At 74.8% G+C, this 26,198-nt stretch carries 27 protein-coding genes; 9 read left to right on the top strand and 18 right to left on the bottom strand.

Annotated features, from left to right (window positions below):
- Positions 1–356: 356 nt before the first annotated feature.
- Complete coding sequence (locus ACGFI9_RS16445) at positions 357–1,661, top strand: sensor histidine kinase (RefSeq protein ID WP_393178792.1); 1,305 nt, start codon at positions 357–359, stop codon at positions 1,659–1,661.
- Positions 1,662–1,693: 32 nt separating this feature from the next.
- Positions 1,694–2,353, top strand: a complete 660-nt coding sequence (locus ACGFI9_RS16440; protein ID WP_393178791.1) for a response regulator — start codon at positions 1,694–1,696, stop codon at positions 2,351–2,353.
- A 140-nt stretch (positions 2,354–2,493) separates the two neighbouring features.
- Here ACGFI9_RS16440 and ACGFI9_RS16435 read toward each other — a convergent pair whose 3' ends face one another.
- Genes ACGFI9_RS16435 through ACGFI9_RS16425 form a run of 3 tightly spaced genes read right to left on the bottom strand, consistent with a single transcriptional unit; the run spans position 2,494 to position 5,041 of the window.
- Complete coding sequence (locus tag ACGFI9_RS16435) at positions 2,494–3,144, bottom strand: HAD family hydrolase (protein WP_393178790.1); 651 nt, start codon at positions 3,142–3,144, stop codon at positions 2,494–2,496.
- 21 nt (positions 3,145–3,165) lie between these two features.
- Positions 3,166–3,420, bottom strand: a complete 255-nt coding sequence (locus tag ACGFI9_RS16430) for a glutaredoxin family protein (RefSeq protein ID WP_393178789.1) — start codon at positions 3,418–3,420, stop codon at positions 3,166–3,168.
- Entirely contained in the window at positions 3,410–5,041 is a 1,632-nt protein-coding gene (locus tag ACGFI9_RS16425) for an AMP-binding protein (RefSeq protein WP_393178788.1), read from the bottom strand. The genes ACGFI9_RS16430 and ACGFI9_RS16425 overlap by 11 nt, the downstream gene beginning before the upstream one ends.
- 617 nt (positions 5,042–5,658) lie before the next feature.
- Here ACGFI9_RS16425 and ACGFI9_RS16420 point away from each other — a divergent pair.
- The 3 genes from ACGFI9_RS16420 (at position 5,659) to ACGFI9_RS16410 (ending at position 8,822) form a co-directional block, all read left to right on the top strand.
- Entirely contained in the window at positions 5,659–6,645 is a 987-nt protein-coding gene (locus ACGFI9_RS16420) for an ECF subfamily RNA polymerase sigma factor, BldN family (protein WP_393178787.1), read from the top strand.
- Positions 6,646–6,938: 293 nt separating this feature from the next.
- Positions 6,939–7,808 (top strand): DUF5667 domain-containing protein, encoded by an 870-nt coding sequence (locus tag ACGFI9_RS16415; RefSeq protein ID WP_393178786.1) that lies wholly within the window; start codon positions 6,939–6,941, stop codon positions 7,806–7,808.
- Between the two features lie 132 nt (positions 7,809–7,940).
- A complete protein-coding gene (locus ACGFI9_RS16410; RefSeq protein WP_393178785.1) occupies positions 7,941–8,822 on the top strand; it encodes an HAD family hydrolase in 882 nt (293 codons plus the stop codon).
- Between the two features lie 9 nt (positions 8,823–8,831).
- On the opposite strand, the gene ACGFI9_RS16405 is transcribed toward ACGFI9_RS16410, so the two are convergent.
- The 12 genes from ACGFI9_RS16405 to ACGFI9_RS16350 all read right to left on the bottom strand — a co-directional run bounded on the left by ACGFI9_RS16405 (position 8,832) and on the right by ACGFI9_RS16350 (position 20,136).
- The gene (locus tag ACGFI9_RS16405; protein WP_393178907.1) at positions 8,832–9,632 is read right to left on the bottom strand and encodes a lysophospholipid acyltransferase family protein; all 801 of its coding nucleotides are present in this window, start codon (positions 9,630–9,632) and stop codon (positions 8,832–8,834) included.
- Between the two features lie 500 nt (positions 9,633–10,132).
- On the bottom strand, positions 10,133–11,206 hold the full coding sequence (locus tag ACGFI9_RS16400; protein WP_393178906.1) for an NAD-dependent epimerase/dehydratase family protein: 1,074 nt from the start codon (positions 11,204–11,206) through the stop codon (positions 10,133–10,135).
- A 120-nt stretch (positions 11,207–11,326) separates the two neighbouring features.
- Entirely contained in the window at positions 11,327–11,428 is a 102-nt protein-coding gene (locus ACGFI9_RS16395) for a 30S ribosomal protein bS22 (protein WP_007465623.1), read from the bottom strand.
- A 219-nt stretch (positions 11,429–11,647) separates the two neighbouring features.
- Positions 11,648–11,857, bottom strand: coding sequence for a helix-turn-helix domain-containing protein (locus tag ACGFI9_RS16390; protein WP_377528757.1), 210 nt, complete (start codon positions 11,855–11,857; stop codon positions 11,648–11,650).
- Between the two features lie 298 nt (positions 11,858–12,155).
- On the bottom strand, positions 12,156–13,340 hold the full coding sequence (locus tag ACGFI9_RS16385; RefSeq protein WP_393178784.1) for an ABC transporter permease: 1,185 nt from the start codon (positions 13,338–13,340) through the stop codon (positions 12,156–12,158).
- Positions 13,337–14,230, bottom strand: a complete 894-nt coding sequence (locus tag ACGFI9_RS16380) for an ABC transporter ATP-binding protein (RefSeq protein ID WP_393178783.1) — start codon at positions 14,228–14,230, stop codon at positions 13,337–13,339. Before ACGFI9_RS16380 ends, ACGFI9_RS16385 begins: the two co-directional genes overlap by 4 nt.
- Before the next feature lie 34 nt (positions 14,231–14,264).
- Positions 14,265–15,650, bottom strand: coding sequence for an efflux RND transporter periplasmic adaptor subunit (locus ACGFI9_RS16375; protein WP_393178782.1), 1,386 nt, complete (start codon positions 15,648–15,650; stop codon positions 14,265–14,267).
- A 60-nt stretch (positions 15,651–15,710) separates the two neighbouring features.
- Positions 15,711–16,979, bottom strand: coding sequence for a hypothetical protein (locus ACGFI9_RS16370; protein WP_393178781.1), 1,269 nt, complete (start codon positions 16,977–16,979; stop codon positions 15,711–15,713).
- A gap of 441 nt (positions 16,980–17,420) precedes the next feature.
- Entirely contained in the window at positions 17,421–17,756 is a 336-nt protein-coding gene (locus tag ACGFI9_RS16365; RefSeq protein WP_393178780.1) for a YrdB family protein, read from the bottom strand.
- A complete protein-coding gene (locus ACGFI9_RS16360; protein WP_393178779.1) occupies positions 17,756–18,322 on the bottom strand; it encodes a TetR/AcrR family transcriptional regulator in 567 nt (188 codons plus the stop codon). The genes ACGFI9_RS16365 and ACGFI9_RS16360 overlap by 1 nt, the downstream gene beginning before the upstream one ends.
- Positions 18,315–19,109 (bottom strand): alpha/beta fold hydrolase, encoded by a 795-nt coding sequence (locus ACGFI9_RS16355; RefSeq protein ID WP_393178778.1) that lies wholly within the window; start codon positions 19,107–19,109, stop codon positions 18,315–18,317. The genes ACGFI9_RS16360 and ACGFI9_RS16355 overlap by 8 nt, the downstream gene beginning before the upstream one ends.
- Before the next feature lie 106 nt (positions 19,110–19,215).
- Positions 19,216–20,136 (bottom strand): proline dehydrogenase family protein, encoded by a 921-nt coding sequence (locus ACGFI9_RS16350; protein ID WP_393178777.1) that lies wholly within the window; start codon positions 20,134–20,136, stop codon positions 19,216–19,218.
- 107 nt (positions 20,137–20,243) lie between these two features.
- On the opposite strand from ACGFI9_RS16350, the gene ACGFI9_RS16345 reads away from it, so the two are divergent.
- From ACGFI9_RS16345 to ACGFI9_RS16335, 3 genes are read left to right on the top strand one after another with little or no spacing between them, the layout of a single operon-like run.
- On the top strand, positions 20,244–20,513 hold the full coding sequence (locus ACGFI9_RS16345; protein WP_393178776.1) for a hypothetical protein: 270 nt from the start codon (positions 20,244–20,246) through the stop codon (positions 20,511–20,513).
- Position 20,514: 1 nt separating this feature from the next.
- Positions 20,515–21,681 carry a glutathionylspermidine synthase family protein gene (locus tag ACGFI9_RS16340; protein ID WP_393178775.1) on the top strand — a complete coding sequence of 389 codons (1,167 nt, stop codon included), beginning with the start codon at positions 20,515–20,517 and terminating at the stop codon, positions 21,679–21,681.
- A gap of 19 nt (positions 21,682–21,700) precedes the next feature.
- Positions 21,701–22,276, top strand: a complete 576-nt coding sequence (locus ACGFI9_RS16335; RefSeq protein ID WP_393178774.1) for a CGNR zinc finger domain-containing protein — start codon at positions 21,701–21,703, stop codon at positions 22,274–22,276.
- 21 nt (positions 22,277–22,297) lie between these two features.
- On the opposite strand, the gene ACGFI9_RS16330 is transcribed toward ACGFI9_RS16335, so the two are convergent.
- On the bottom strand, positions 22,298–23,104 hold the full coding sequence (locus ACGFI9_RS16330; RefSeq protein ID WP_393178773.1) for a sugar phosphate isomerase/epimerase family protein: 807 nt from the start codon (positions 23,102–23,104) through the stop codon (positions 22,298–22,300).
- A gap of 76 nt (positions 23,105–23,180) precedes the next feature.
- The gene (locus tag ACGFI9_RS16325) at positions 23,181–24,125 is read right to left on the bottom strand and encodes a Ppx/GppA phosphatase family protein (RefSeq protein WP_393178772.1); all 945 of its coding nucleotides are present in this window, start codon (positions 24,123–24,125) and stop codon (positions 23,181–23,183) included.
- A 74-nt stretch (positions 24,126–24,199) separates the two neighbouring features.
- Here ACGFI9_RS16325 and ACGFI9_RS16320 point away from each other — a divergent pair, with 74 nt between their 5' ends.
- Positions 24,200–25,006, top strand: coding sequence for a hypothetical protein (locus tag ACGFI9_RS16320; RefSeq protein WP_393178771.1), 807 nt, complete (start codon positions 24,200–24,202; stop codon positions 25,004–25,006).
- Between the two features lie 38 nt (positions 25,007–25,044).
- On the opposite strand, the gene ACGFI9_RS16315 is transcribed toward ACGFI9_RS16320, so the two are convergent.
- Positions 25,045–26,193 carry an MFS transporter gene (locus ACGFI9_RS16315; protein WP_393178770.1) on the bottom strand — a complete coding sequence of 383 codons (1,149 nt, stop codon included), beginning with the start codon at positions 26,191–26,193 and terminating at the stop codon, positions 25,045–25,047.
- Between the last annotated feature and the right edge of the window lie 5 nt (positions 26,194–26,198).

The following is a 26,198-nucleotide window of genomic DNA, read 5'->3' as shown; positions in this document are numbered from 1 at the left end:
GGTGGCCGGTCGTTCCGGGACTCCCGCTGGCGACCGATGTTGCCGGCTGTGCTAGCAGGGCGCGTCGGAACTACAGAGTAGGCGCTTGTGAAGGGGTGCACAAATCGCGATCTTGCTGGCTCGCGACGCGCCTCCACCTGCCCCTCCATCCCAACAAGATCGATAGACCGCGCTCCTTCGGCGCCGCTTGGCGATTATTGCTCAATCCCGACTTCTCTGACCAATCGCACGCGCCCGGTCGCGGTGTGTCACCGCCCAGGGGAGGCGCGTCTCACCCCGGGGTAGGGAGAACCCCACCCTGGAGAGGCCCGCGCACGGGATGGGGCCGGGCCGGGTCCGGGCCATAGCCTCGGGGCATGACCGCCGTACCGCTGGCCACCCGGCCCACTCCCACCACACCCGCCGCCGGCCTCCTCCGGCAGCTCCTGCGCGATTCCGGGTACGTGCTGTTCGGCCTGCCGCTGGCGCTGGTGGGCTTCGTGGTGGCCGTGGCGGGGATCTCACTCACCGCCGGGCTGCTGGTCACCACGCTCGGCCTGCCCGTGCTCGCCGGCACCCTGTACGCCGCCCGCGCGCTGGCCGACCTGGAGCGGCTCCGGCTACCCGCCGTGCTCCGCCAGCCCCGGGTCCGCCCGGTCTACCTGGCGCCGCAGCCGAGGTCGGGGTACTGGCGTCGGATCCTGACGCCGATGCGGGACCCGCAGTCCTGGCTCGACCTGCTGCACGCCTTCGTGAAGCTGCTGGTGACGCTCCCCACCTTCGCGGTGGTGCTGATCTGGTGGGCGGGCGGCCTGGCCGGCACCCTCTACGTCGCGTACGACTGGGCGATCCCGCGCGGCCCGGACGACCAGGACCTCAGCGAGCTGCTCGGGATGGGCCCCGGGGCCGCCCCGCGGATCGCCCTGAACACCGCGATCGGGATCTTCTTCCTGCTGACCCTGCCGCTGGTGGCCCGGGCCTGCGCCCAGCTCCAGGCCGGGCTGGCCCGCTCACTGCTGACCGGGGTGGCCGAGATGAGACAGCGGATCAACACCCTGGAGGACCAGAAGCGGGCCGCCGCCTCCGCCGAGGCGTCCGCCCTGCGCCGGCTCGAGCGGGACATCCACGACGGCCCGCAGCAGCGGCTGGTCCGCCTCGCCATGGACCTCGGCCGGGCCCGCCAGCAGCTCGCGGCCGACCCGGAGGCGGCCCGGCGCACCCTGGACGAGGCGGTCGTCCAGACCCGGGAGACCCTGGCCGAGCTGCGCGCCCTGTCCCGGGGCATCGCGCCGCCGATCCTGGTCGACCGGGGCCTGCCCAGCGCCCTGGCCGCCCTCGCCGCCCGTGCCCTGGTCCCCACCGAACTGGCGGTCGACGACGACCTGGGCACCCCCGGCGGACGGCTGGACCCGGCGGTGGAGAGCACCGCGTACTTCGTGGTGGCCGAGGCGCTGACCAACGTCGCCAAGCACAGCGGGGCCACCGCCTGCCGGGTCGAGGTGACCCGCAAGGTCGGCCGGCTGGAGATCAGCGTCCGGGACGACGGGGTGGGCGGCGCCCACCTGGCCAAGGGGCACGGGCTGGTCGGCATCGCCGACCGGGTCCGGGCCGGCGGCGGCACCCTCGAGGTGACCAGCCCGGCCGGCGGCCCGACCCTGGTCCACGCCGAACTCCCGCGATGAACCCCGACGGGGACGTGGTAGACACCGGACCCATGCGGGTGGTGATCGCGGACGACGCCGTACTGCTCCGGGAGGGGCTGGTCCGGCTGCTGACCGAGTCGGGGCACGAGGTGGTGGCGGCCGTCGGCGACGGCGACGCCCTGGTCGAGGCGGTGGTGACGCACCGGCCGGACGTCGCGGTGGTGGACGTGCGGATGCCGCCCTCGCACACCGACGAGGGGCTGCGGGCCGCCGTCGAGGCCCGCCGGCGGGTGCCGCGTACGCCGGTCCTGGTGCTGTCCCAGTACGTCGAGGTGTCGTACGCGGACGACCTCCTCGCCACCACCGGCGGGGCCGGCGGGGGCGGAATCGGCTACCTGCTCAAGGACCGGGTGGCCGCGATCGACGAGTTCCTCGACGCGCTGAACCGGGTGGCCGCGGGCGGCACGGTGCTCGACCCGGAGGTGATCGGCCAGCTGCTGGTCCGGCGGCGGCGCGACGACCCGCTGGGCACCCTGACCCCGCGCGAGCGGGAGGTGCTCGCGCTGATGGCCGAGGGCCGCTCGAACACCGCCATCGCGCGGGCCCTGGTGGTCAGCGACGGCGCGGTGGAGAAGCACGTCCGCAACATCTTCACCAAGCTGGACCTCCCCCCGGACGCCACCAACCACCACCGCCGCGTCCTCGCCGTCCTCACCCACCTCCGCGCCTAACCCCGGCCCCCACCCCCTACCCCCGCCCTACCCACTGGGTTGATCAAGGGGTTTGCGTCCGAATCCCGCGGATTTTTGACGCAAACTCCTTGATCAACGGGGCGACGGCGGGGGATCAGGGGAGGCGGGCGCGGGGTGGGTCAGGGGAGGGTGCGGGCGAGGGTGACGGCCTCCGTGAGGGTGTCGGCGACGGGGTGGCCGGAGGCCCGGAGGCGGGCCGGGTCGGAGAGGCCGCCGGTGTAGAGGACGGAGGCGGCCCCGACCGATCCGGCGGCGTCGGCGTCGTCGAGCGAGTCGCCGATCAGCACCACCTCACGGCCGTCCAGCCCCAGCTCGGCCAGGTGCTTCTCCAGCCACTCGGCCTTCGGCCCGCCGCCCACCGCCGCCCGCAGCCCGTCCACCCGGGTGAAGTGCGGGGTCAGCCCGTACGTGTGGACCGTCGGGATCAGCTCGTCGTGGAACCACATGGACAGCAGCGACTGGCTGCCCGGCCAGGCGGCGATGGCGGCGGTCGCGTCGGCGGCCAGGGCACAGTTGGTCAGCCCGGCCCGGTACGCGTCGTGGAAGATCCGGTCCAGCGCGCCGAACGCCTCGTCGTCGATCGCCCGTCCCAGCATCTCCGCGTAGTAGTCGGCGATCGGCCGGCGGAACCGCACCCGGTGCTCGTCGGCGCTGACCACGGGACCGCCGGCGCTGGCGAAGGCGACGTTGGTGGCCCGCACCACCAGGTCGAGGTCGTCGAGGAGGGTCCCGTTCCAGTCCCACACCAGGTGGCGCCGCGCAGTGGTCATCGCTGCACTGTAAGGGGCGGCTCAGAGCTGCGGGGTGGTCAGGTCCCGCAGCAGGCGCTCCTCCTCGACCCGCCAGTAGCCGTGCTCCTTGCCGTCGAGCAGCACCACCGGCAGCCGGTCGCCGTACTCGCGTTCCAGCTCGATGTCCTCGGTCACGTCCTTCTCGACCCAGCTGTCGCCGGTGACCGCCACCACCCGGTCGAGCGCCGCCTTCGCGTCGTCGCAGAGGTGGCAGCCGGGCCGGGTGATCAGGGTGAGCCGGGCGTCAGTGGACATCGGGTACCTCCGTGCGGATCTCGGTCGGCGGCGCCGGGGCCGGCACCGGAGGCGCCGCCGGGCGGAGCTCGGTCTTGCGCACCTTGCCGATCGCCGAGTACGGCAGGCTGTCGACGAACTCGACGGCGGTCGGGCACTTGAACCGGGCCAGGTTACGCGCGCAGTGGTCGAGCAGCTCCGCCGCCGTCACCGGGGAGCCGGCCGCCCGCACCACGTACGCCCGGACAGTCTCGCCGGTCCGCGGGTGCGGCACCCCCAGGACGGCCGACTCGGCCACCCCCGGATGCGCCTGGAGCACCAACTCCACCTCGTGCGGGTAGACGTTGAAGCCGTTCACCAGGATCAGCTCGCCGAGCCGGTCGACCAGGAACAGGTTCCCGTCCTCGTCGGCGTACGCCACGTCGCCGGTGGCCCACCAGCCGTCCGGGTCCGGCCCGCCCCGCCCGTCCGGCCAGTAGCCGCTGAACAGGTTGGCGCCGCGGACCACGATCTGCCCCGGGTCGGTGCCCGAGGCGTCGTCGGAGAGGTCCAGCTCGTCGGCGTCCTCCTCGACCGCCGGCACGCCGTCCCGCCACAGGTCCGCGCCGTCCGGCCCGACCAGGCGCAGCCCGACGCCGGGGAGCGGGCGGCCGATCGAGCCCGGTCGGGGCTCCCCGTCGACCAGGGTGGAGGTGAGCACCGGCGCGGTCTCGGTGAGCCCGTACCCGACGTGCACCGGGTGCCCGGTCAGCTCGGTGAAGCGCGCCGCCACCGCCGGCGGCAGCGGGGCCGCGCCGCACACCGCGACCCGGACCGAGGCCAGCGCCGCCGCGACGTCGCCCTCCGCATCGGCCCAGCTCAGGAACATCGACGGTACGCCGACCAGCACGCTGACCCGGTGCCGGGCGATCTCCGCCAGTCCCCCGGTCGGGCCGGGCTCGTCGACCAGCACCCCGGTCGCGCCGTGGTGCACGACCGCCCCCAGCCCGGAGTTCAGCCCGTACGCGTGGAAGAGCGGCAGCGCGAGCAGCACGGTGTCGTCGGGGCCGACCACCGGCGGGGTGATCCGGCCGATCTGCTCGTGGTTGGCGGCCAGCGCGCGGTGCGACAGCATCGCGCCCTTGGGCCGGCCCTCGGTGCCGGAGGTGTAGAGCAGCACGGCGAGGTCGTCCCCACCGCGGGTGGGCAGGTCGGCCGGGCCGTCACCGTCGGTGACCGGCGGCGCGGTGTGTACGGCGGCCAGCGCGGGCAGCTCGTCGGCGGCGATCCGGTCCCGCACCTCGGCCGCGCAGACCAGCACGGCCGCGCCCGAGTCGGTGAGCACGTGCCGCAGCTCCCGGGCGGTGAAGCCCGGGTTGACCGGCACCGCCACCAGGCCGGCGCGCAGCACGGCGAGGTACGTGACCACGAAGTCCGGGGTGTTGCCGAGGGCGATCGCGACCCGGGGCGGATGGGTGTCCCCGGGGGACGGCGGCGCCGCGGCGGCCAGCGCGCGGGCGGTGGCGGTGACCGAGGCGTCCAGTTCGGACCAGGTCAGGGTCCGGTCGCGCCAGTGCAGCGCGGGGCGGTCGCCGTGGGCGACGGCCGCCCGGCGGAGCCGGACGGCGAGGTTCGGCGCGGAGCTGTCGGCTGCGTCCTGCACGGTGGCTGAGTCTGGCACAGCCGCGTCCGCCCGGCCACGTTCCGCCGCGCCCGCCGCACCCGCACGGGCAGCGTCACGCCCGGCCGCCCGCCGGGCCGGGAGTCCTGTGGACGGGACCGGGTGGGCCGCGCCGGGGGACTCCCAGGTGTGGGAGGCTGGTCTGCCGGGGCCCGCCGGGCCCGGTTCCCGGGCAGGGCGGATCGGCCCCGCGGGGCGTCCGCCGCGACACGCCGAGGGCGGCAGGAAAATCGCTCCGACCAGGACTTTCCACTCCGGACCAGCTTCCGGCGCGAAAGTCAACCACACACGACGGACAACGGGTCCGCCATCGGTGCGACCGGGCGGGAAATACTTCCGCTCTGTGTAACGGACTTGCCACGCGCGGGTGACGTTGGCCCTATCATCACTCGGGTCGGCTCACCCCATTTGCCGTGAGTCGACACCCCTCAGCCCGAGGAGGCCCCCGTGCCATTGAGCGCATTGGACCAGCACCTCAAGGTGACCTGCCGTCCGTCGGCACGTCCCGGAACGGCCCTGCCCGGCCGGGGCGTACCCGGTCCCGCCGCGACGCCGCAGCGCCCGGTGCGGCCGTCCCCCGCCTGGATCGGGGAGGCGCGGTGACCACCTTCGGCTACGCGGAGCGGCCGGCCGGGTTGACCGGCCCGATCCAGCGGACCCCGGTCAACGAACGGCTGGAGTTGCCGGACGAGGCCCGCACCTCGGCGGAGAGCATGTGGAGCCTCGCCGCGGTACGGAGTGAGGGGATGCGGCGGGGTCGCAACCGCACCCACCACAACGAGGCGCCGGCGCGTCCCGCGGTGCCCGGGAGCAACGCGAAGCCCGCCAGCGCCCGGCTCGGCTCACCGTCCCGGCCGACCATGCCGGCGCAGGGCCGCCGCGGCGAGGTCACGGCCAACCCGGAGCCGTCGGCCGCCGAGACCGCGGTGCTGCCGGCGGTCCCCGCCGCCGACACGGCCATCCTGCCGGCGGTGCCCGCCACCGCGGACACCGGCTACCCCAGCCGCCCCGACCCGTCCGACCCGGCGACCGAGGTCTGGGCTCTGGTCGAGCGGGCGCAGGCCGGCGAGGCCGAGGCGTTCGGCCTGATCTACGACCGGTACGTGGACACCGTCTTCCGGTTCGTCTACTTCCGGGTCGGCAACCGGCAGCTCGCCGAGGACCTCACCTCGGACACCTTCCTCCGGGCGCTCAAGCGGATCGGCAGCTTCACCTGGCAGGGCCGCGACCTCGGCGCCTGGCTGGTCACCATCGCCCGCAACCTGGTCGCCGACCACTTCAAGTCCGGGCGCTACCGGCTCGAGGTCACCACCGGCGACGTGCTCGACGCCGACCGGGAGGACCGGGGGCCGGAGGGCAGCCCGGAGGCGGCGGTGGTCGAGCACATCACCAACGTCGCCCTGCTCACAGCGGTCAAGCAGCTCAACCCGGAGCAGCAGGAGTGCATCGTGCTCCGCTTCCTCCAGGGCTTCTCGGTGGCCGAGACGGCCCGGGCCATGGGCAAGAACGAGGGCGCGATCAAGGCGTTGCAGTACCGGGCGGTGCGGGCCCTGGCCCGCCTCCTGCCCGACGGCTTCCAGCCCTGATCCCACGGCACCTCCGAACCGTCCCGGGCGGCCCGCCGGGACGGGTACCCGTCTCTCCCGTCGGCCCGTGACGACGATCACGCTTCGTGATTTCGCCGCCCGCCGCCCCGTAACCGGCACCCGGCGCGGTCCGTTTCTCCGGGTGCGACCAGTGGTTGTCCGGCGTCCCCCGGGCCACCCGGTCCGGCGGGCACGGTTGGCCGTCTCGGTCAGCCGTCGGCGTCACGCTGCCACCGGTCGCTGGTGACGACGACGGCCAGCCCGGCCGTGACCAGCGAGAGGGGGTGCCTGCGGTGGACAGCAACCTCTTCTCCCGTCGGCGTGCCGAGCGCTTCGCGCAACTCCTCGACGAGGCCAACGGCGGCCGGCGGCACCACGTCCGCTCCCGCGCCGACGACGAACTCGCCGCACTCGTCGCGGTGGGTCAGCGGCTCGCCGCCGACCGGCCGACCGTCGAGGTCGACGGGGAGTTCCGCACCGGGCTGCGCGCGATGCTCGTCGCCACCGCCGAACGGGAGGCCGCGGGAGCGCCGGCGAAGAGCCGGGCCGGCACGGCGGGCACCGGCGTACGCGGATCGCTGCTGCCGGCGGTGACCGGCCGCCGCGCCCGGGCCCGGGGAGCCATCCTGGTCGGCATCGCCGCCGGGGCGGTGGCCCTCTCCGGCATCTCCGCCGCCAGCGAGAACGCGCTGCCCGGCGACGCCCTCTACGGCATGAAGCGCTCCACGGAACGCGCCCAGCTCGCGCTGACCGGTTCGGACATCAGCCGGGGCCAGCTCTTCCTCGACTTCGCCCGGACCCGGCTCGACGAGGCCGCCACCGTGCACGGTGACCGGCTCGGCTTCAGCGCCGTCCTGGACGACATGGACGCCGACACCCGACAGGGCGTACGCCTGCTGACCACCGTCGCGGCCCAGCGCTCCGACCCGACGGGCCTGGACGCGATCGACGCGTTCCTCACCGGCCAGCGGCGGGCGGTCAGCGGGCTGCTCGACCGGGCGGACCACGCCGACCGGGACCGTACCCGCCGGTCGCTGGCCCTTCTGGACGCGGTGGGCAAGCGGGCCGACGAGCTCCGCGCGGCGATCGCCTGCGGGCTGCCCACCCCGGCGGCCAGCGACGCCCTAGGCCCGGCCCCGGGCGCCTGCCCCGCCGCCCGCTGACCGGCCCCCGGCCCGGCCCGGCGCGACAGCCATTCCCGCCACACTTCTCCCGACGGACATCCGGCCGTCACCGAGCGCCGGATAGGCTCGTGGCGGAGGGCGTACGCGGTCGTCGAGGGGAGGGAGATCGCCATGTCCCGGACCCGGAAGGTGACGGTCAGCACCTCCGACAACTCGGTCCACGGGCACACCGTCGGCTGGTCGGAAACCCCGGAGGCACCCCCGGCCACACCCGACCCGTCCGCCGCCGCCTTCTTCGACGTGGACAACACGATGATGCAGGGCGCGTCCATCTACTGGTTCGCCCGCGGGCTGGCCGCCCGGAAGTACTTCACCACCGGTGACCTGGCCCGGTTCGCCTGGCAGCAGGCGAAGTTCCGGCTGCTCGCCACGGAGCACGCCGGGGACATGTCCCAGGCCAAGGAGGCGGCGCTCGCCTTCATCCAGGGCTGGCGGGTGGACGACGTGGAACGGCTCACGGAGGAGATCTTCGACGAGCTGATGGCGCCGCGGATCTGGGCCGGCTCCCGCAAGCTCGCGCAGCGGCACCTGGACGCCGGCCAGCGGGTGTGGCTGGTCAGCGCCGCCCCGGTGGAGATCGGCCGGGTGATCGCCACCCGGCTCGGGCTAACCGGGGCGATCGGCACCGTCGCCGAGGTGGTCGACGGGGCGTACACCGGGCGGCTGGTCGGCGACCTGATGCACGGGCCGGCCAAGGCCGAGGCGGTCACCCAGCTCGCCGCGGTCGAGGGGCTGGACCTGAGCCGCTGCGCCGCCTACAGCGACTCCGCGAACGACCTGCCGATGCTCTCCACGGTGGGTCACCCGGTGGCGGTCAACCCGGACCCGGCGCTGCTCCGCCAGGCCCGCGAGCGCGGCTGGGACGTCCGCGACTTCCGCACCGGCCGTCGCGCCGTCAAGATCGCCGTGCCGTCGACGGCCGCCGCCGGGCTGGTCGCCGGCGCGGTCACCGCCGGCCTGGCCCTGCACCGCCGCCGCAACCGCACCGACTGACCGGCCGGGTCAGGGGCCGAACGGGTCGGGGCGGCGTTCGAGGAGCTGGTGCAGGGTCTGCTGGATGGTCTCCCGGACCTGGTCGGCGAGGTTGAACACGACCAGCGGATCGTCCGCCGAGTCGCGCAGATGCGCGGTGGGGATCGGCGGGCAGAACTGGATCAGCCACTTGCTCGGCAGCGGCACCATGCCCAGCGGCCCCAGCCAGGGGAAGGTCGGCGTCACCGGGAAGTACGGCAGCTTGAGCAGCCGGGCGAGCGGCTTGATGTCGGCGAGCATCGGATAGATCTCCTCGCCGCCGACGATCGCCACCGGCACGATCGGCGTGCCGGTACGCAGGGCGGCCGAGACGAAGCCGCCCCGGCCGAACCGCTGGAGCTTGTACCGGTCGGAGTAGAGCTTGCCGACGCCCTTGAAGCCCTCGGGGAAGACCCCGACCAGCTCGCCGTTGCCGAGCAGCCGTTCCGCGTCCGGGTTGCAGGCCACCGTGCCGCCGGTCTTGCGGGCGATCTCGGAGACCACCGGCATCCGGAAGACCAGGTCGGCGCCGAGCAGCCGCAGGTAGCGGTGGGCCGGGTGCCGGTCGTGCAGCGCGGTGGCCAGGACCAGCGCGTCCAGCGCCACGGTGCCGGAGTGGTTGCCGACCACCAGTCCGGCGCCGGCGTCCGGCACGTGCTCGATCCCGCTGACCTCGGTGCGGAACCAGTCCCGGTAGAGCAGCCGGACCAGCGGGTGGAAGACGGCGTCGGTCAGGTCGGGGTCGAAGCCGAACTCGTCGACCTCGTAGTCCCCGGAGAGCCGGCGTCGCAGGAAGGCGAGTCCCTTCGCGACCTTCCGGTCCCAGTGGTCCCCCGGCCGGTCCGCGACCGCCGGCCCGGGTGCCGTGCCGGCCCCGGCGTCGCCTCCCGACCGCTCGCCGGCCGTCCGCTCGCCGGGCCGACCCGCCGCCGGCACGCCGGTGTCGCCCGGCGCGCCCGCCGCGCCGCCCGGCACCTTCTTCGCGACGGCCTTCTTGGCCACAGCCTTCTTCGCCACAGCCTTCTTGGCGACGGTCTTCTTGGCGACCGCCTTCCGCGTGGCCGCGTCATCGCCGGCCACGTCCGCCCCGGCACGCGCCGGCTCGCCGGTGGCGTCCGGCTCGTCGGCGGAGGTGTCCGGCTCGTCGGCGGCCCCCTGGCCGCCGGTCGGCACGGGCTCGGCGGCGGCCATCGTGGCCCGCCGGTGCCCGTTGCGCCGCGCCGGCTCCGCGTCCGGCGCGGGCACCGCCGGCGGTACGTCGTAGCGGGCCTCGCCGCGCTCCTCCGCCCCGCTCACGAGCGCTCCCGTACGGCCGCCCGGACCTGCCGGATGCTCTCCAGGACGAGCTGCTCGGCGGCGGCGAGCTGGTCCCGGGTCACCACCACCCCGCCGTGGTGGGCGCGGATGAAGTCGTCGAACGCGGCGGCGGTCGTCCGCGGCGTGAAGCCGTACTCGCGCTCCAGTCTGCTGGTGTCCACCACCCGACCGTGCACGAAGAGGTCCACCTGGTCCAACCCGTACCGGCCGAAGCCCATGCTGCGGGCGATCGCGGCGACCCCGGCGAGGCCCGGTTCCAGCACCGGCACGGCCACCCGGCCGGCCCGGCGGATCGCCTGCGACAGGGAGAGCACCCCCGGCCCGGCGACGTTGTACGTCCCCGGGTGGTCCTCGGCGACCGACCGGTGCAGCACCTCGAGGGCGTCGTCGAAGTGGACGAACTGGAGTCGCGGGTCCCGGCCGAAGACGGTGGGCACCACGGGCTGGGAGAAGTAACGGGTGAGCGTGGTGTCGGCGGTGGAGCCGATGAACGGCGCGAAGCGCAGCACGGTGGCGGTGACGTCGGGGCGCCGGCGGCGGAACCCGCGGACGTACCCCTCGATGTCGAGGATGTCGCGGCCGAAACCGCCGCGCGGCACCTCGCGCGGCTCGGTCTCCTCGGTGAAGACGGCGGGGTCGCGGAACGACACCCCGTACGCGGCGGTCGAGGAGCGGACCACGAGCTTGCGCAGCCGGGGCGCCCGCTGGCAGGCGGCGAGCAGCTGCATGGTGCCGATGACGTTCTGTTCCTTCATCGCCGCCCGGCCGCCGTGCTGCGGGTCGGGGGCGGTGACCAGGGCCAGGTGCACCACCGCGTCGACGTCGAGGTCGATCAGCAGGCCACCGAGCGAGTCGAGGTCCAACCGCACCAGTTCGACCCCGGCCAGCAGATCGGTGAGCTCGGGGTTCGGGGCGGCCGGGTCGACCCCGATGACGCGTTCGATGCGCGGGTCGGCGGCGAGGCGGGCGGCGACGTGCGCGCCGAGGTAGCGGCCGACCCCGGTCACGACGACGACCCCCGGAGCACCTGGGGTGCCACCGGGGGTCATGTCGTGCGCCTTGCGCGGCAGGCGGGATCGAGCCGGGACGTCCACGGCCTGATCACCTGAGCCTCCGAGGGTCGACAGTTGGCAAGTGGTGCCGGATGCCGGGCGGGGGCCCGGCTCCGGTCACTTGCCGAGGCGGCGACGCTGGACGCGGGTCTTGCGCAGCAGCTTGCGGTGCTTCTTCTTAGCCATGCGCTTGCGGCGCTTCTTGACCACCGAGCCCATACGACAGCCTTTCGATGCAACGTGCGGGGCGGACCGGGAGACACCACCGCCGGTGGCGTCGTGACCGCTTGCGGACAACGGACCGGACCAGCGTGGTGGGCAGGGCACACCAGGGTGCGGTCACGGTCGGGGTCCAGGGTAGCCGGAGTGCGTCAGCAGGACCAACGCGCCCCCGTCGATGCCCCTTTCGTCGCACTCGACGGCCTGGCCGCCGAGGCGTCAGGCGGTCTCCTGGAAGGCGCCCCGGAGGTATTCGTGCACGGCGTGCTCGGGCACCCGGAACGACCGGCCGACCCGTACCGCGGTCAGCTCACCGCTGTGCACGAGACGGTAGACCGTCATCTTGGACACCCGCATGACCGTCGCCACCTCGGCGACGGTCAGGAACTTGACATCCGACAGCCGTGCGTCGGACTGCGACCCGGCCATGGCTCACCGACCCATTCCCATGCCCGGCGCGTGCCACCGGACCGGTTCATCCGGCCACGACGAGCAACGCGCGTGTTACCAGTACGGTAGCGGGGCGGCTGTGACCGGCGCGATCCCTTCCTTCGAATGATCATGGAATGTCCCCCGGTTGACCTGGCATTTTCCGCCTCGAAGGGCGTCTCGTCCCGTTCCCGGCGGCCCCCCGCGGCCGCGACCGTCCCACCCGCCTCCGGCCGTCACTCGGCCCGCAGCGCCACCACCGGATCGAGCTGGCCCGTCCCCGCTGCAGCCGGGTACGTCACTCGGCCCGCAACGCCACCACGGGGTCGAGCCGGCCCGCCCGTTGGGCGGGTACGACGCCGAAGACGATGCCCACCGCCGCCGAGACGCCGAACGCCAGCGCCAGCGACCACCAGGTGATCGCCGCGGGGATCGGCGATACCGCGTCGACCAGCAGCGCGGTGCCGACGCCGAGCGCCATCCCGGTCAGCCCGCCGATCGAGGTGAGCAGCACGGCCTCCAGCAGGAACTGGACCCCGATGTCCCGGGGCCGCGCGCCGACCGCCTTGCGCAGGCCGATCTCGCGGGTCCGTTCGCGTACCGAGACCAGCATGATGTTGGAGACGCCGACCCCGCCGACCAGCAGCGAGATGCCGGCGATGGCGGCCAGCACGCCGGTCAGCACGCCGAGGATGTCGCCGAGCACGCCCAGGATCTGCTGCTGGGTGACCGCGCTGAACTCGGTGTCCGGGTGCCGCCGGGACAGTTCGGCGACGATCCGGTCGCCCAGTTCGCCGATCCGCTCCCGGTCCGGGGCCTTGACCGCGATGCCGTCGATCCGCGAAGTCCCCCAGAGCCGCTGCGCCGCGGTCACCGGGATGTGCACCTCGTCGTCGCGGTCCACGCCCAGGCTCTGACCGAGCGGGGCGAAGACACCGATCACCCGGAACCGGACCCCGGCCAGCGCGATCTGCTGGCCGAGCGGGTCCCGGTCGGGGAAGAGCGCCCGCGCCACGGAGGCGCCGAGCACCGCGACCCGCCGGCTGGTGTCCACGTCGGCCCCGGTGAGGTAGCGCCCCCGGGCGAGCGAGCGGGTGAACACCGCCGGAGTGCTCTCCAGCACCCCCTGCACGGTCGTGAAGTCGGAGCGGCTGCCGGCCCGGACGGTCGCCCCGGACGTGACGGTGACCGCCACCCGCCCGGGGTCACCGACCACGCGGGAGACGGCGTCCACGTCCTTGAGGTCGAGCGGCGACACCACCGGGGCGGTGCCGACATCGATCCGGCCGGGCACCACCAGCAGCAGGTTGGAGCCGAGCCCCTCCACCTGCTGTTCGACCTTGTGCTTGGTGCCGGTGCCGATGGCCACCAGGATGACCACCGAGGCGACCCCGATGATCACCCCGAGCATGGTCAGCGCGCTGCGCATCCGGTTGGCCCGCAGCGCGTCCAGCGCCACCCGCCAGGCCTCGGCAACCCTCACCGGACACCTCCGGACCCCGGCTCCGTGTCCGGCGGCGGCCCGGAAAGGCGTCCGGCGGCTCCGGCGGCGCCACCGGAGCCACCGGACGGGTGCCCCGGGCCGCGTCCGGACGCGAACCGGGGCTCCGCGCTGGGAGCGTCGTCCAGTGTCTCAGGTCGGCCGCCGACGCCGGACAGCGGTCGATCATGACGGGTGTCCGACCTGATCAGACCGTCGCGGACGGCGATCCTCCGGCGGGCCCGGCCGGCCACCTCCTGGTCGTGGGTCACCATCACCAGGGCCACCCCCGACTCGGCGTTCAGCCGTTCCAGCAGCTCCAGCACCGCCTCGCCGGTGGCGGTGTCCAGGTTGCCGGTGGGCTCGTCGGCGAGCAGCACCGCCGGGTCGGTGACCAGCGCGCGGGCGATCGCCACCCGCTGCTGCTCGCCGCCGGAGAGCTGGTTGGGTCGGTGGTCCAGCCGGTGCCCGAGCCCGACCCGGCCGAGCATCGCCGCCGCGCGCTCCCGCCGCTGCCGGGCGCCGATCCCCCGGTAGACCAGCGGCAGCGCCACGTTGTCCACCGCGGACGTCCGGGGCAGCAGGTGGAACGCCTGGAAGACGAAGCCGATGGTCTCGTTGCGCAACGTGGCCAGCTCGGGCGCGGACAGGTCGGCCACGTCCCGGCCACCGATCACCAGCCGGCCGTCGGTCGGCCGGTCCAGCCCGCCGAGCAGGTGCATCAGCGTGGACTTGCCGGAGCCGGACGGCCCGATCACCGCCACGTACTCGCCGGGGTCGATGGTGAGGGACACGCCGCGCAGGGCCGGCACCGACACCCCGTCGAGCTGGTACGTCCGGGACACGTCGACCGCCTCGATCGCCGGCACGCCGGCGGGGAGCGTCCCGGTCACCGGCCCGCCCGCCGTCCGGGCGCCGGTGCCCGGCTCACTTCAACTCCTGGCCGTCGTGCACCCGGTCGGTACCGCGCACCACGATCCGGTCGCCGGCCTCCAGGCCGCTCACGATCTGCACCAGGTCCTGCCCCTGCACGCCGACGGTGACCGGCACCCGGTCGGCCCGGCCGTCGCGCAGCACCCAGACCGCGTCCCGGCCGTCGGCGGAGAAGACCGCCGAGGCGGGTACGGCCACCGCGTCGGCCGCCTCGCGGACCCGGAGGTGGACCACCGCGTTCATGCCGGGGCGGGGCGTCGGGGCGGGCTCCCCCTCGCCGAGCCGCCCCGCGCCAAGGCTGAGCCGGACCCGGTAGGTGACCCCGCCGCGGGCGGAGGTGGTGGGCAGCACGTCCACCGAGCGGACGGTGGCGTCGTAGCTCGCGCCGGTCACCGCGTCCAGTTCCACCGCGGCGGTCAGGCCGGCCCGGACCAGCAGCACGTCGGTCTCGTCGACCTCGGCGAGCAGCCCGAGCTGGCCGGTGTCCACCACGGTCAGCACCGGCGTGCCGGCGGTGACCCGGCCGCCCGGCGGGACCGCGTCGTCCACCCCCGGCGGTGGGCCGCCCTGGCTGGCGGTGCCGAGCGCCGACGGGTCGAGCCCGGGCACGTTGCCGCCGGCCGCGCCGAGCAGGCTGCCCAGGTCCGCCGAGCCGGCGGCCCGGGTGCCGCCGGGCTGCACCACCCCGGCGATCGGGGCGCGCAGGGTCAACGCGTCGACGGTCGCCTTCGCCAGGTCGTACGCCTGCTGGGCCTGGAGGCGCTGGGCGGCCGACAGCGCACCGAGGGCGCTGCTCAGGCCGGCCACGCCACGCTGCACGGCGGCGACCGCACGGTCGGCGGCGCGGGCGGCCGACTCGTACTGCTGCTGCGCCGACTCCACCTGGAGCAGCAGCGCGGACCGTAGCTGCGGGTCGCCGACCTTCCCGGCGGCCTGCCGGGCGGCGTCGAACGCCTCGGCGGCGGCCTGGTCCGTACCGCGCCGACGGCCGCCCAGGTCACCGACGCCGACGCCCCGGCCGGCCCGCTTCGCGGCCCGCAGCGCCTCCCGCGCCTGCCGGAGCCGGTCCTGTGCGGACGGCGAGCTGATCACCGCGAGCACCTGGCCACGGGTGACCCGCTGTCCAGGCTGCACGCGCAGGCTGGCCAGGGTGCCGTCGGCCGGGGCGGTGAGGGTGGCGGCGGCCCGGGCGGTCACCGTGGCCGGCGCGTCGATCACCTCTGCCACCGGACTCCGGCCGACCTGCGCGACCGTGACGGGGGCCTTCTCGTCGCCGCAGGCCGCGGCCGTGGTGCCGGTCAGGGCGACGACGGCGAACAGGGCGATGAGCAGGCGGGGGCGGGCGGCCGCGGGCAGCCGCGGCGGGTGGGTGCGGGCCACCGGCCCATGCTACGGGTCGTCGCCAACCGCCGACCCGCTGTGCCCCGGGCCGCCCGGACGTCAGCCCGCCACCGCGCGGACGTACCCGACGCAGTCGTCGTGCAGGGCCGACCACGGCTCGCCGAACACGTCGGCGGCGGCGACGTCCACCGGCCGCCGCTCGTGCACCACGGCCCGGAAGAAGTCCAGCACCCGCTGCTCGCCGTACCGGTCGACCAGGTGACGGACGGCCAGGTAGCCGACGCCGTAGGCGCCCCCGACCCGGTCGTCGGCCGCGTCGTCGGCGGGGGCCAGCGCGTCCAGCCGGCCGTTCCACCCGCCGTGGACGAGCCGGCGCACCTCGGCCAGGCCCTCGTACCGGCCGACCGGCTGGCCGTCCGCGCCCGCGTACTCGGCCAGCCCCTCCACCAGCCACCAGCTCGACCGGTCGGAGTAGCCCCGGTCGGGCAGCGAGGCGGCGTGGGTCAGCTCATGCCGGAGCAGGTCGTCGATCCCGGCGGGCGCGAGGCTCTGCGCGTTCAGCACGACGTCGTGGTGTCCGCCACCGACGCCGACCGCGTACCCGGCCGTCCACTTCGGGCGGCCGCCGCCGTACCAGCGCTGCCACTCCGTCCGCCCGGCGTAGAAGACCAGGTAGCGGTCCGGCGGGGTGCCGGCGAGGGCGTACCGGTCGGCGACCGCCGCGGCGGCCTCGGCCTGGGCGAGCAGTGCGGGCAGCTTGGCCCGCTGGGCGGGCGTGGTGGCGACGACCGTCCGCTTCCCGACCGCCACCGCGAGGTCACTGACCTCCCAGGGGCGGGCGCCGGCCGGCTTCGCCCGGGACTCCTCGACCGCGACCAGTCGGGGCTCCGTCCCCGCCAGCCGCCACCGGGTGCCGATCTCCACGCTGCCCGGGGTGCAGCCGGGCACCACGAAGCAGTAGCCGACGGTGACCGCCAGCCGCCACTCCCCCGGGCGCCCGGCGACCGCGGCCGGCAGGCCCTCGGCCGCCGGCCGCCACACGGTCACTCGCAGCGCGCGCAACGCGGCGTACCGGCGGGCCAGCGCGGGGCGGGCGGCCGGTTCGGCCACCGCGAGGAAGCCGGCCCGGTCGCCGCCGAGCAGCGCGCTGGCCTGCCGGTCGAGCTGGGCGGTCATCCGCTGGCCGAGCCGCCGGCCGGCCGCCGTGGCCGGGTCGTCGGCGCGGCCCGCCGCGGGACGCCCGGCCGCGTCCCCCACCAGACCGACCAGGAGTACGCCGGGCACCCCGCACGCCACCAGGACGAACACCAGCGCGAGCACGACCCACAGCGACCGCCGCCGCTGCCACCGTCCCGGTGCGGCCGGCACGGTTGGTACGTTCGGCGCGGCCGACGTCCCTGGCGCGGGGCTCGCCGAAGCCGGGCCAGCGGGCCGCTCGTCACCGTCGGTCACCGGCGAAGGGTACGACCAGTCGGGGCGATCCGGCCAGAGCCAGTCGTGACCCAATCAGCTTCCACCTCGCTCCCGCACCCGAACGAAGTGTTCCGAGCCCCTGTCGAGCTGATATCGCAGACGACTCACGGATCGGGTGGCCGCGCCGTACACGATCGTGGAGGTGAGTGGCCCCGGGAAGGAGCCGAACGCACAGCCCCTGGAAGAGCCGGTTGCCGCCGAGATCCTCTGCTCCGGCAGGCTCGGCGAGGGCCGGGTCGGTGAGTCGTTCGTGATATCAGCTCGACAGGCGTTCGACCAGTGGCATCCGGGGCTGGAGAGAAGCCGGGCGCGGGGCGCACAGCAGGGCGGGTGGCCTCAGACCGGGTCGCCGAGCGCGGTGAGCAGGGCCTTGTCGACCGCCCAGAGGGCCACCAGCACGGCCCCGTATCCCGGGCGCCCGGCCAGCGCGAGCAGCAGCCCGCCCGTGACGAAGCAGGCGGCCTGGACGCCGAGCTTGGCCGGGGCGGGCAGTGACACGCTGGCCCGCGGCGAGCAGAACAGGCCCCACACCACGGCGATCAGCAGCGGCGCGCCGAGGCCGGCGAGCAGGCGTACGGGCCAGCCGGCGTCGCGGGTGAAGCCCCACCAGCCGGCGGCGGCGAGCAGCGCCAACTCCAGCAGGAAGATGAGCGCCAGCAGCAGAGCCTTCATCAGGACCTCCAGTCCCGGTACGCGGTGTCCAGCGCGGCCACCATCTGGTCGAAGGAGCGGTCGATCTCGCGGGGCAGCCCGAACCCGCCGGCCGCCTCCAGGGTGATGAAGCCGTGGACCGCCGCCCGGAACATCCGGGTGGCGTCGACGGCCTCGTCGCCGGTCAGGCCGTACCCGCGCAGGATCGCGTAGATCGCGCCGACCGCTCGCTCGGCGGCGGCGAGGTGCTCGGGGTCGTCGGGGTCGGGCGCCCGCTGGGTGGCCGGGTAGCGGCCGGAATGCTTGCGGGCGTACTCCCGGAACGCGGTGGCGACGGCCCGGAGCGCGTCGCCGCCGGCCCGGCCCGCGGCGGCGGCGGTCAGCTCGTCGGCGACCTCGGCGGTGGCCAGCACGGCGAGCTTCTGGTGCAGCGCGTCGATGCCCTTGACGTGCTTGTAGAGGCTGGGCAGCGCGACGCCGAGCCGGCCGGCGAGCGCCGCCAGGGTGAGCCGGTCGTGCCCGACCTCGTCGGCGAGCACGGCCGCCTCCCGGACCACCGTCCGCGGGGTGAGGCCGGCCCTAGGCACGGGAGGTCACCGCCAGGAACTCGGCGAGGTCGGCGGCGGTGGCGTCCGGCTGGTCGGCGGGCGGGTAGTGGCCGGAGTCGGCGATCATCCGCGCCTCGGCGGTGGCGAAGAGCCGCCGGGCGGCCCGCGCCTCCGCGCCCGGGTCCTTGAAGTCCGGATCCTTCGTGCCCATCAGCACCAGGACCGGCTGCCGCACCTCCCGGGCCCGCGCGGTCCAGTGCGGCTCGACCGGCTCGACCACCCCGCGCACCGCGGCCATCCGGCCGCGCAGCTTGGCCACCATCTCCTTCCGGTACGCGGCGTCGTCGTCCGGCCGCCCGCACGGGAAGAGCGTGCGGTGGAACATCCCGAACAGCCGGGGGCTGCGCAGCACGGCCGCCTGGGCCAGCCGCAGCACAACGTTCGGCCGCGCCTGGGAGACGAACGGGCTGACCTGCACGATGCCGTTGACCAGGTCGGGCGCGTCGAGGGCGGCGAAGACGACGGCCGCCCCGCTGGACGAGCTGCCGACCAGGGTGGCCGGGCCGCCGCCGAGCGCCCGCACCACGGCGAGCAGGTCGGCACCGACCTCCGCCGGGGCGTACGTGGGCCAGTGCGGGCTGGAGTCGCCGTGCCCCCGCACGTCGACCGAGGCCACCCGGTAGCCGGCCGCCACCAGCCGGGGCACCAGGTGGCGGAAGGCCGCCCGGTTCTCCCCCATGCCGTGCGAGAGGACCACCAGCGGGCCCTCCCCGTGCACCTCGTACGCGATGGTTCCGCCGTCCCGCGCCACCTGGCTAATCGTCATAGCTAAAAAGCTAATGCCATTAGCTTTTGCCGTCAAGCCGTTGCCGGAAACACGGAACGGGCCGGCGGGACACCCGTCCCACCGGCCCGTTCGACGAACCGTCAGCTCACTTCTTCGAGACCAGCGCACGGCCGAAGAACATCAGGTTGGCGGGGCGCTCGGCCAGCCGGCGCATCAGGTAGCCGTACCACTGATCGCCGTAGGGGACGTAGGTCCGCACGGTGTAGCCGTCGCCGACCAGGCGCCGCTGCTCCTCGGGGCGGATGCCGTACAGCATCTGGAACTCGAACCGGTCCGGACCGCGGTCGAACCAGCGGGCCCGGTCCTCGCCGATGGCGATCAACCGCGGGTCGTGGGTGGCCAGCATCGGGTAGCCGTCCCCGGACATCAGCACGTTCATGCAGCGCACGTACGACTTGTCCACCTCGCGGGCGGACTGGTAGGCCACCGACTCCGGCTCCTTGTACGCGCCCTTGCAGAGCCGCACCCGGGACCCGGCGCCGGACAGCTCCCGGCAGTCCGACTCGGTGCGCCGCAGGTACGCCTGGAGCACCGCACCGGTCGACGGGTAGTCCTTGCGCAGCTTGGCGAGGATGTCCAGGGTCGAGTCGGTGGTGGTGTGGTCCTCCATGTCCAGGGTGACCGTGCTGCCCGCCGCGTCGGCCGCCGCGCAGATGGCCCGCGCGTTGTCGTACGCGAGCTGCTCGTCGAACATCTGGCCGAGCGCGGAGAGTTTCACGCTGACCTCGGCGGCCGGGGTGAGTTCGGCGGCGGAGAGCAGGCGCAGCAGCTTGAGGTACTCGTCCCGGGTGGCGTTCGCCTGCTCGGGAGTGGTGGTGTCCTCGCCCAGGTAGTCGAGGGTCACCGCTTGGCCGTCGGCGACGAGCGCGCGGGTCGCGCGCAGCGCGTCGTCGGTGCCGGCGCCGGCGACGAACCGGCGGACGACGTCCCGGGTGAACGGGGCCGTCGCGACGAGCCGCTCGACCTGGGATGACCGGGAGGCGGCGAGGATGACGGAACGGAGCATGAGCCGAGCGTAACGCCCGCCCAGGGGGCCGCGCCGGGGGGCGGCCGGCAACGTCACGCAGCGTTCCCGGGGCCGCCGGGCTGGCGCGGATCAGCTACAACGATCACGTGGAACGCACCCCCCGACGCCGGCTCCGGTCGGCCACCGTCCAGCTCGGCACGCTGACCGTCCTGGCGCTCACCCTCTCCGGCTGCAACACCGGCTACGACGACGATGACGACTGCGCCCTCGGCCCGGCCGGGGGCGGCGGCGACACCGTCGCGCTGGCCCTGCGGGTCCCCGCCGCGGCCGCCGCCCGGGACACCCCCGCCCCGGCCGCCGCCGCGTTGCCCGACCGGGGCGGCTTCGGCACCCACCTCGCCTCCTGCGGCGGCTGACGTGCGGCGCGAGGTGAGCACCCCGCGCCCGGACTGGGACGCCACCATCCGCAGCCAGGGCCTGGTGTACGTCGACACCGAGCTGCCCGACGGCGGGATCATGTCGTACTGGGACGAGACCGCCGCGTACGCCTTCGAGCTGGACGAGGTGCTCCGGCTGGAGGAGGCGACCGAGGAGCTGCACCGGATGTCGGTGGCTGCCGCCGAGCATGTCGTGGCCCGCAACCGGTACGCCGAGTTCGGCATCCCGGCCTGGGCGGCGGAGGCGGTCGCCCGGTCGCTGCGCGAGGCCCCGCCGACCCTCTACGGCCGCTTCGACCTCTGGTACGACGGCAGTTGGCCGCCGAAGCTGCTGGAGTACAACGCCGACACCCCGACCGCGCTGGTCGAGGCGAGCATCGTGCAGTGGTACTGGCTGGAGCACACCCGGCCCGCCGCGGACCAGTGGAACAGCCTGCACGAGCGGCTGGTCGGGGCGTGGGCGAAGATCGGCGCGGGGCTGCACGACCCCCGGGTGCACGTGGTCTGGTCCGAGGAGGAGGAGTCCGGGGAGGACCAGATCACCGCCGGCTACCTGGCCGAGACGGCCCGCCAGGCCGGGCTGGACGTGACCTTCATGCCGATCCAGCGGATCGGCTGGGACGGCCGGCGCTTCGTGGACGGGGACGACCGGCCCATCACCACCTGCTTCAAGCTCTACCCGTGGGAGTGGATGCTGGCCGAGCCGTACGGGCCGCCGGCGCTGGAGCCGGGCACCCCGACCACCTGGATCGAGCCGGCCTGGAAGCTGCTCCTGTCGAACAAGGCGCTGCTGGCGGTGCTCTGGGAGCTGTACCCGGGGCACGAGTACCTGCTGCCCGCGTACCTGGACTCGCCCCGCGGGATGACCGAGTACGTGGCCAAGCCGCTGCTCGGCCGCGAGGGCGGCTCGGTACGCATCGTGACCCGCGGCGCCGAGTTCACCAATCCGGGCGACTACGGCGACGAGGGCTTCTGCTACCAGGAGTTCCGGGCGCTGCCGGAGTTCGCCGGCAGCCGGATGGTGCTGGGGAGCTGGATCGTCGACGGCGAATCGGCCGGGGCCGGCGTACGGGAGAGCGAGAGCCTCATCACAGACGGTTACGCGCGGTTCCTGCCCCACTACATCGACGCGCCGCGTGCCCCGTGAGTCGTCTACCGTTGGGGTCGTGAACTTCGACGCGTACGCCCGGACCGGCGTTGATCTCGTCAACGCCCGTCTGGACGACCTCGACGACCTGCGGGCCCTCTTCCCCGACGACAACGCGTGGATGCGCGACGAGGTCGCGGAGCGGGATCTGGCGGTCTTCCGGCGGGCGCAGAAGCGCCTGCGCGACGTCTTCGAGTACGGCACCTCGGGCCGGGACGCCGAGGCGGTGACGGAGCTGAACACGCTGCTGGAGGCCTTCCCGGTGCAGCCGCGCATCTCCGGCCACGACTCCAGCGACTGGCACATGCACGTGACCAGTCGGGGTGCCTCGGTCTCGTCGGAATACCTGGCCGGCGCCGTCTGGGGCCTCTCGGTCTGGCTCTGCGAGTACGGCAGCGCCCGGTTCGGGGTCTGCGCCGACGAGCGCTGCGGCAACGTCTACCTGGACACCTCGTCGAACTGCTGCCGGCGGTTCTGCTCGGAGCGCTGCGCGACCCGCTCGCACGTGGCCGCGCACCGCGCCCGCAAGCGGGCGGCCGTCGGCGAGCAGGTCACCGTCCCGGCACAGGCGGAGACCCTCACCCCGGTCAGCTGACCCGCCCCACTGCCCGGAGGGTCAGGCGTCGACCGGGGAGGGGGCGGTGAGGTTGGCGCGGGCGAATTCCAGCGCCTCCCGGAGGTCGGCCTCGCGGACGGCGCGGCTCTTCGCGCCCCGGGTGGTGACCTCCACCGCCACCGAGCCGGTGAAGCCCCGGCCGGCCAGCGAGCGGAGCAGCTCCGCGCAGGGCTGGCCGCCGCGCCCGGGCACCAGGTGCTCGTCGCGCCCCTCGCCGGTGCCGTCGCCCAGGTGCACGTGGACCAGGCCGGCGCCCATCCGGTCGGCCATGGCCAGCGCGTCGGTGTGCGAGGCGGCGCAGTGCGACAGGTCCAGGGTGTACGAGGTGTAACCGGTGTCGGTCGGATCCCAGCCCGGGACGTACGGGACGAACTGCCGGCCGGCCATCCGCACCGGGTACATGTTCTCCACCGCGAAGCGCAGGCCGCCGAACTGCTCCTCGATCTTCGCGAGACCGTCGGCGAAGTTCCGGGCGTAGTCCCGCTGCCAGGTGAACGGCGGGTGCACCACGACCGTGGGCGCCTCCAGGGTCTCGGCAAGCTCGGCGGCCTTGCGCAGCCGCGCCCAGGGGTCGGGGCTCCACACCCGCTGGGTGACCAGCAGGCAGGGCGCGTGCACGGAGAGGACCGGGACCCCGTAGTGGTCGGCCAGGCCGCGCAGCGCGCCGGGGTCCTGGCTCACCACGTCGGTCCAGACCATCACCTCGACGCCGTCGTACCCGGTCGCCGCGGCCAGCTGGAACGCCGCCGCGGTGCGCTCAGGAAACACCGAGGAACTGGACAGGAGCACCGGGACGTGGGAAGTCACACCCCTCAGGGTAGCCGCCCCCGGCTCGGCGCATCGGGACGAGCAACCGCAAAGCGCCCACGGTGACCGGCCGGGATCACACCGGTGCCAGCTGATCCAGCCGGCGGAGGATGACCCCCTCCCGCAGCGCCCACGGGCAGATGTCCAGCCGGTCCACGTCGAGCCGGCGCAGCACCGCCTCGGCCACCACCGCCCCGGCGAGGAGCTGGTGGGCCCGGGCCGCGCTCACCCCCTCCAGCTCGGGCAGCTGGGCCGGCGGGATGTGCCGGATGAACCCCAGCACCTGCCGCAGCCCGGTGCGGGTCAGGCTGCGTGGGGCCCAGAGACCCGCGCCGGAGGGCGCGGCCCCGGCGAGCCGGGCCAGCGTCCGGAACGTCTTCGAGGTCGCCACCGGTCGCTCCCAACCCACCTCGATGAGCTGGTCCCGCACCGGTTCGAGCTGCGCGTCGACGTACTCGCGCAGCTCCTCGACGGCCTCGGCGGACGGCGGGACGGTGCCGGAGGGGTCCACCCGCAGCCGCTCCCGGCTCAACCGCCCGGCGCCCAGCGGCAGCGAGATCGCCACGTCGGGCTCCTCGTCGATGCCGGCGGCCAGCTCCAGGGAGCCGCCGCCGATGTCCATCCCGAGCAGCCGGCCGGCGGACCAGCCGAACCACCGCCGCACCGCGAGGAAGGTCATCCGCGCCTCGTCCGCGCCGGAGAGCACCTCCAGGCGTACGCCGGTCTCGTCGCGGACCCGGGCCAGCACGTCGCCGGCGTTGGTGGCGTCGCGGACCGCACTGGTCGCGAAGGCCAGCAGGTCGTCGGCGTCCAGCCCGTCCGCCGCCGCACGGGCCATGCCGACGGCCTTGACCAGGGCGTCCGCGCCCGCGTCGGTCAGCGCGCCGTCCGGGCCGAGCTGCTCGGCCAGCCGGAGCACCACCTTCTCGGAGTGCGCCGGCCAGGGGTGGGCGCCGTGGTGGGCGTCGACCACCAGCAGATGCACCGTGTTGGAACCGACGTCGAGGACACCCAGTCGCATGCTCCCGACCCTATGGCCCGACACTTTCCCCGGCTCGCCGGCCGGCCCGGGTCACCCCGCGTACGCTGGGCCGGGTGACAGGGCAGATCGAGCTGCAGGTGCTGGTGGACGACCCCGACGACCCGCGCAGCCGGGAGGTCGGGCTGGACTTCCCCCGGGAGTGGATCGAGTTCGTCGACCCGGCCGACGAGAAGCACGTGGTCCGGGCCGACCTGACCTGGCTGCTCTCCCGCTGGACCTGCATCTTCGGCAAGGGCTGCCACGGCATCGTCGCCGGCCGGGCCGCGGACGGCTGCTGCTCGCACGGGGCCTTCTTCACCGATTCGGACGACGAGAAGCGGGTCCGGGCGGCGGTCAAGCGGCTCACCCCGGAAACCTGGCAGCACTTCCGCAAGGGCTTCAAGAACTGGACCGAGAACGACACGATCGACGGGAAGAACCCGGCCCGGCGTACGGCCACCCGGGACGTCGACGCGCCGTGCGTCTTCCTCAACGACGCCGACTTCCCAGGCGGGGGCGGCTGCGCGCTGCACGCCCAGGCGCTGCGCGACGGGGTGCACCCGCTGGAGTACAAGCCGGACGTCTGCTGGCAGCTGCCGATCCGCCGCGACCAGGACTGGCACAAGCGGCCGGACAACACCAAGGTGCTGATCTCCACGCTCGCCGAGTTCGACCGGCGGGGCTGGGGCGCGGGCGGGCACGACCTGGACTGGTGGTGCACCTCCTCCACGGACGCCCACGTCGGCGCCGAGCCGATGTACGTCTCGTACGCCCCGGAGCTGACCGCGCTGATCGGCGCCCCGGCGTACGCGAAGCTGGCCGAACTCTGCGCCGCCCGCCTCCGTCAGGGCCAGGTCGCCCCCCACCCGGCCAGCGAGTAGGGAAGGGCCCCTCCTGACACCGTGCGAGCCGGCTGCGTTCAGCCCGGGCGGTGCAGGCGGGTGGCGGCGACCGCCGCCCCGGCCAGACCGGCCGCGGTGCAGGCGAGCACCCCGGCGGCACCGGTGCCGGCCGCGAGCGCGCCGGCCGCGCTGGGGATGAGCACCTGGCCGAGCCGGTTGCCGGTGAGCCGCAGCGACATCGCCCGGCCGCGCAGGCCGGGCGGGGCCACCTCGGCCAGGAACGACATGGTCAGCGGCTGGCCCGCGCCCAGCCCCAGCCCGGCCACGGTGACCACCCCGACCAGCACCGGGAACGGCAGCGGCGGAAGCAGCAGCGCGAGCCCGACGGCGGAGAGCGCCACGGTGCCGACCAGCACGACCCGCCGCCCGAGGGCCGCGACCAGCCGGCCGAGCAGCAGCCGGGAGGCCATCGAGGCGACCGCCCGGACCCCGAGCAGGATGCCGATCGAGCCGGCGGCGATGCCGCGTTCCGCACCGAGCGCAGGCAGGTAGACCAGGCTGATGTCGACCGCCGCCAGGACGACGCAGCTCACCGTGAGGGCGCGGACCAGGCCGGGCTGGCGGAGCAGGTCGCGCAGGCCGCCGGCGGCGGCCCCCTCGGCGGCCTCCCGGTGGTGTCCGGACGGGCGCAGGAAGAGCGCGACGGCCAGCAGCGGCAGCGCCACCACGGTGGCGCCGAGGAAGATGGCCCGGGTGTCCGGGATCGTGCGGTCCCCGCCGAAGAGCACGATCAGGCCGGGGCCGAGCGCCTGTCCCAGTGAGGCGGCGAAGGTGTAGTAGCCGAACGCGGCGTCGTACCGGTCGGCCGGGGTGCGGTTCGCGACCAGGGCCTGCTGGGCCACCACCGCGCAGAGGTGCGCGGTGCCGAGCGCCATGCTGGCCAGGACCAGGCCGACCACCGAGCCGGCGAGCAGCACGAAACCGAGGCCGGCGGCGACCAGCAGGACCGACCCGGCGAGCGCCACGCGGCGCTCGCCGAGCCGGTCCACGGCGTGGCCGGAGGGGACGGCCAGCACCAGGGGTACGACGGCGAAGCTGGCCCCGAGCACGCCCAGCCATGCTCCGGGCACCTCCAGCTCCAGCGCCCGGTACGCGGACGCCGGGCGGAGCATGAAGGTGACCGCCTGCACCGCGACGGTGTGCGTGAGCAGCAGGCCGGCCTGCACGCGCC

The organism is Micromonospora sp. NPDC048930 (assembly GCF_043197935.1).
In the GTDB taxonomy this organism is placed as follows: Bacteria; Actinomycetota; Actinomycetes; order Mycobacteriales; family Micromonosporaceae; genus Micromonospora.
This window is presented reverse-complemented; position numbering and strand designations above follow the sequence as displayed.

Excerpts from the sequence above, each read along its gene's own strand:
- ACGFI9_RS16400 (WP_393178906.1), bottom strand. The coding sequence starts at position 11,206 with ATGACCCCCGGTGGCACCCCAGGTGCTCCGGGGGTCGTCGTCGTGACC.
- ACGFI9_RS16440 (WP_393178791.1), top strand. The coding sequence starts at position 1,694 with ATGCGGGTGGTGATCGCGGACGACGCCGTACTGCTCCGGGAGGGGCTG.
- ACGFI9_RS16365 (WP_393178780.1), bottom strand. The coding sequence starts at position 17,756 with ATGAAGGCTCTGCTGCTGGCGCTCATCTTCCTGCTGGAGTTGGCGCTG.
- ACGFI9_RS16445 (WP_393178792.1), top strand. The coding sequence starts at position 357 with ATGACCGCCGTACCGCTGGCCACCCGGCCCACTCCCACCACACCCGCC.
- ACGFI9_RS16350 (WP_393178777.1), bottom strand. The coding sequence starts at position 20,136 with ATGCTCCGTTCCGTCATCCTCGCCGCCTCCCGGTCATCCCAGGTCGAG.
- ACGFI9_RS16430 (WP_393178789.1), bottom strand. The coding sequence starts at position 3,420 with ATGTCCACTGACGCCCGGCTCACCCTGATCACCCGGCCCGGCTGCCAC.
- ACGFI9_RS16395 (WP_007465623.1), bottom strand. The coding sequence starts at position 11,428 with ATGGGCTCGGTGGTCAAGAAGCGCCGCAAGCGCATGGCTAAGAAGAAG.
- ACGFI9_RS16355 (WP_393178778.1), bottom strand. The coding sequence starts at position 19,109 with ATGACGATTAGCCAGGTGGCGCGGGACGGCGGAACCATCGCGTACGAG.
- ACGFI9_RS16390 (WP_377528757.1), bottom strand. The coding sequence starts at position 11,857 with ATGGCCGGGTCGCAGTCCGACGCACGGCTGTCGGATGTCAAGTTCCTG.
- ACGFI9_RS16435 (WP_393178790.1), bottom strand. The coding sequence starts at position 3,144 with ATGACCACTGCGCGGCGCCACCTGGTGTGGGACTGGAACGGGACCCTC.
- ACGFI9_RS16410 (WP_393178785.1), top strand. The coding sequence starts at position 7,941 with ATGTCCCGGACCCGGAAGGTGACGGTCAGCACCTCCGACAACTCGGTC.
- ACGFI9_RS16325 (WP_393178772.1), bottom strand. The coding sequence starts at position 24,125 with ATGCGACTGGGTGTCCTCGACGTCGGTTCCAACACGGTGCATCTGCTG.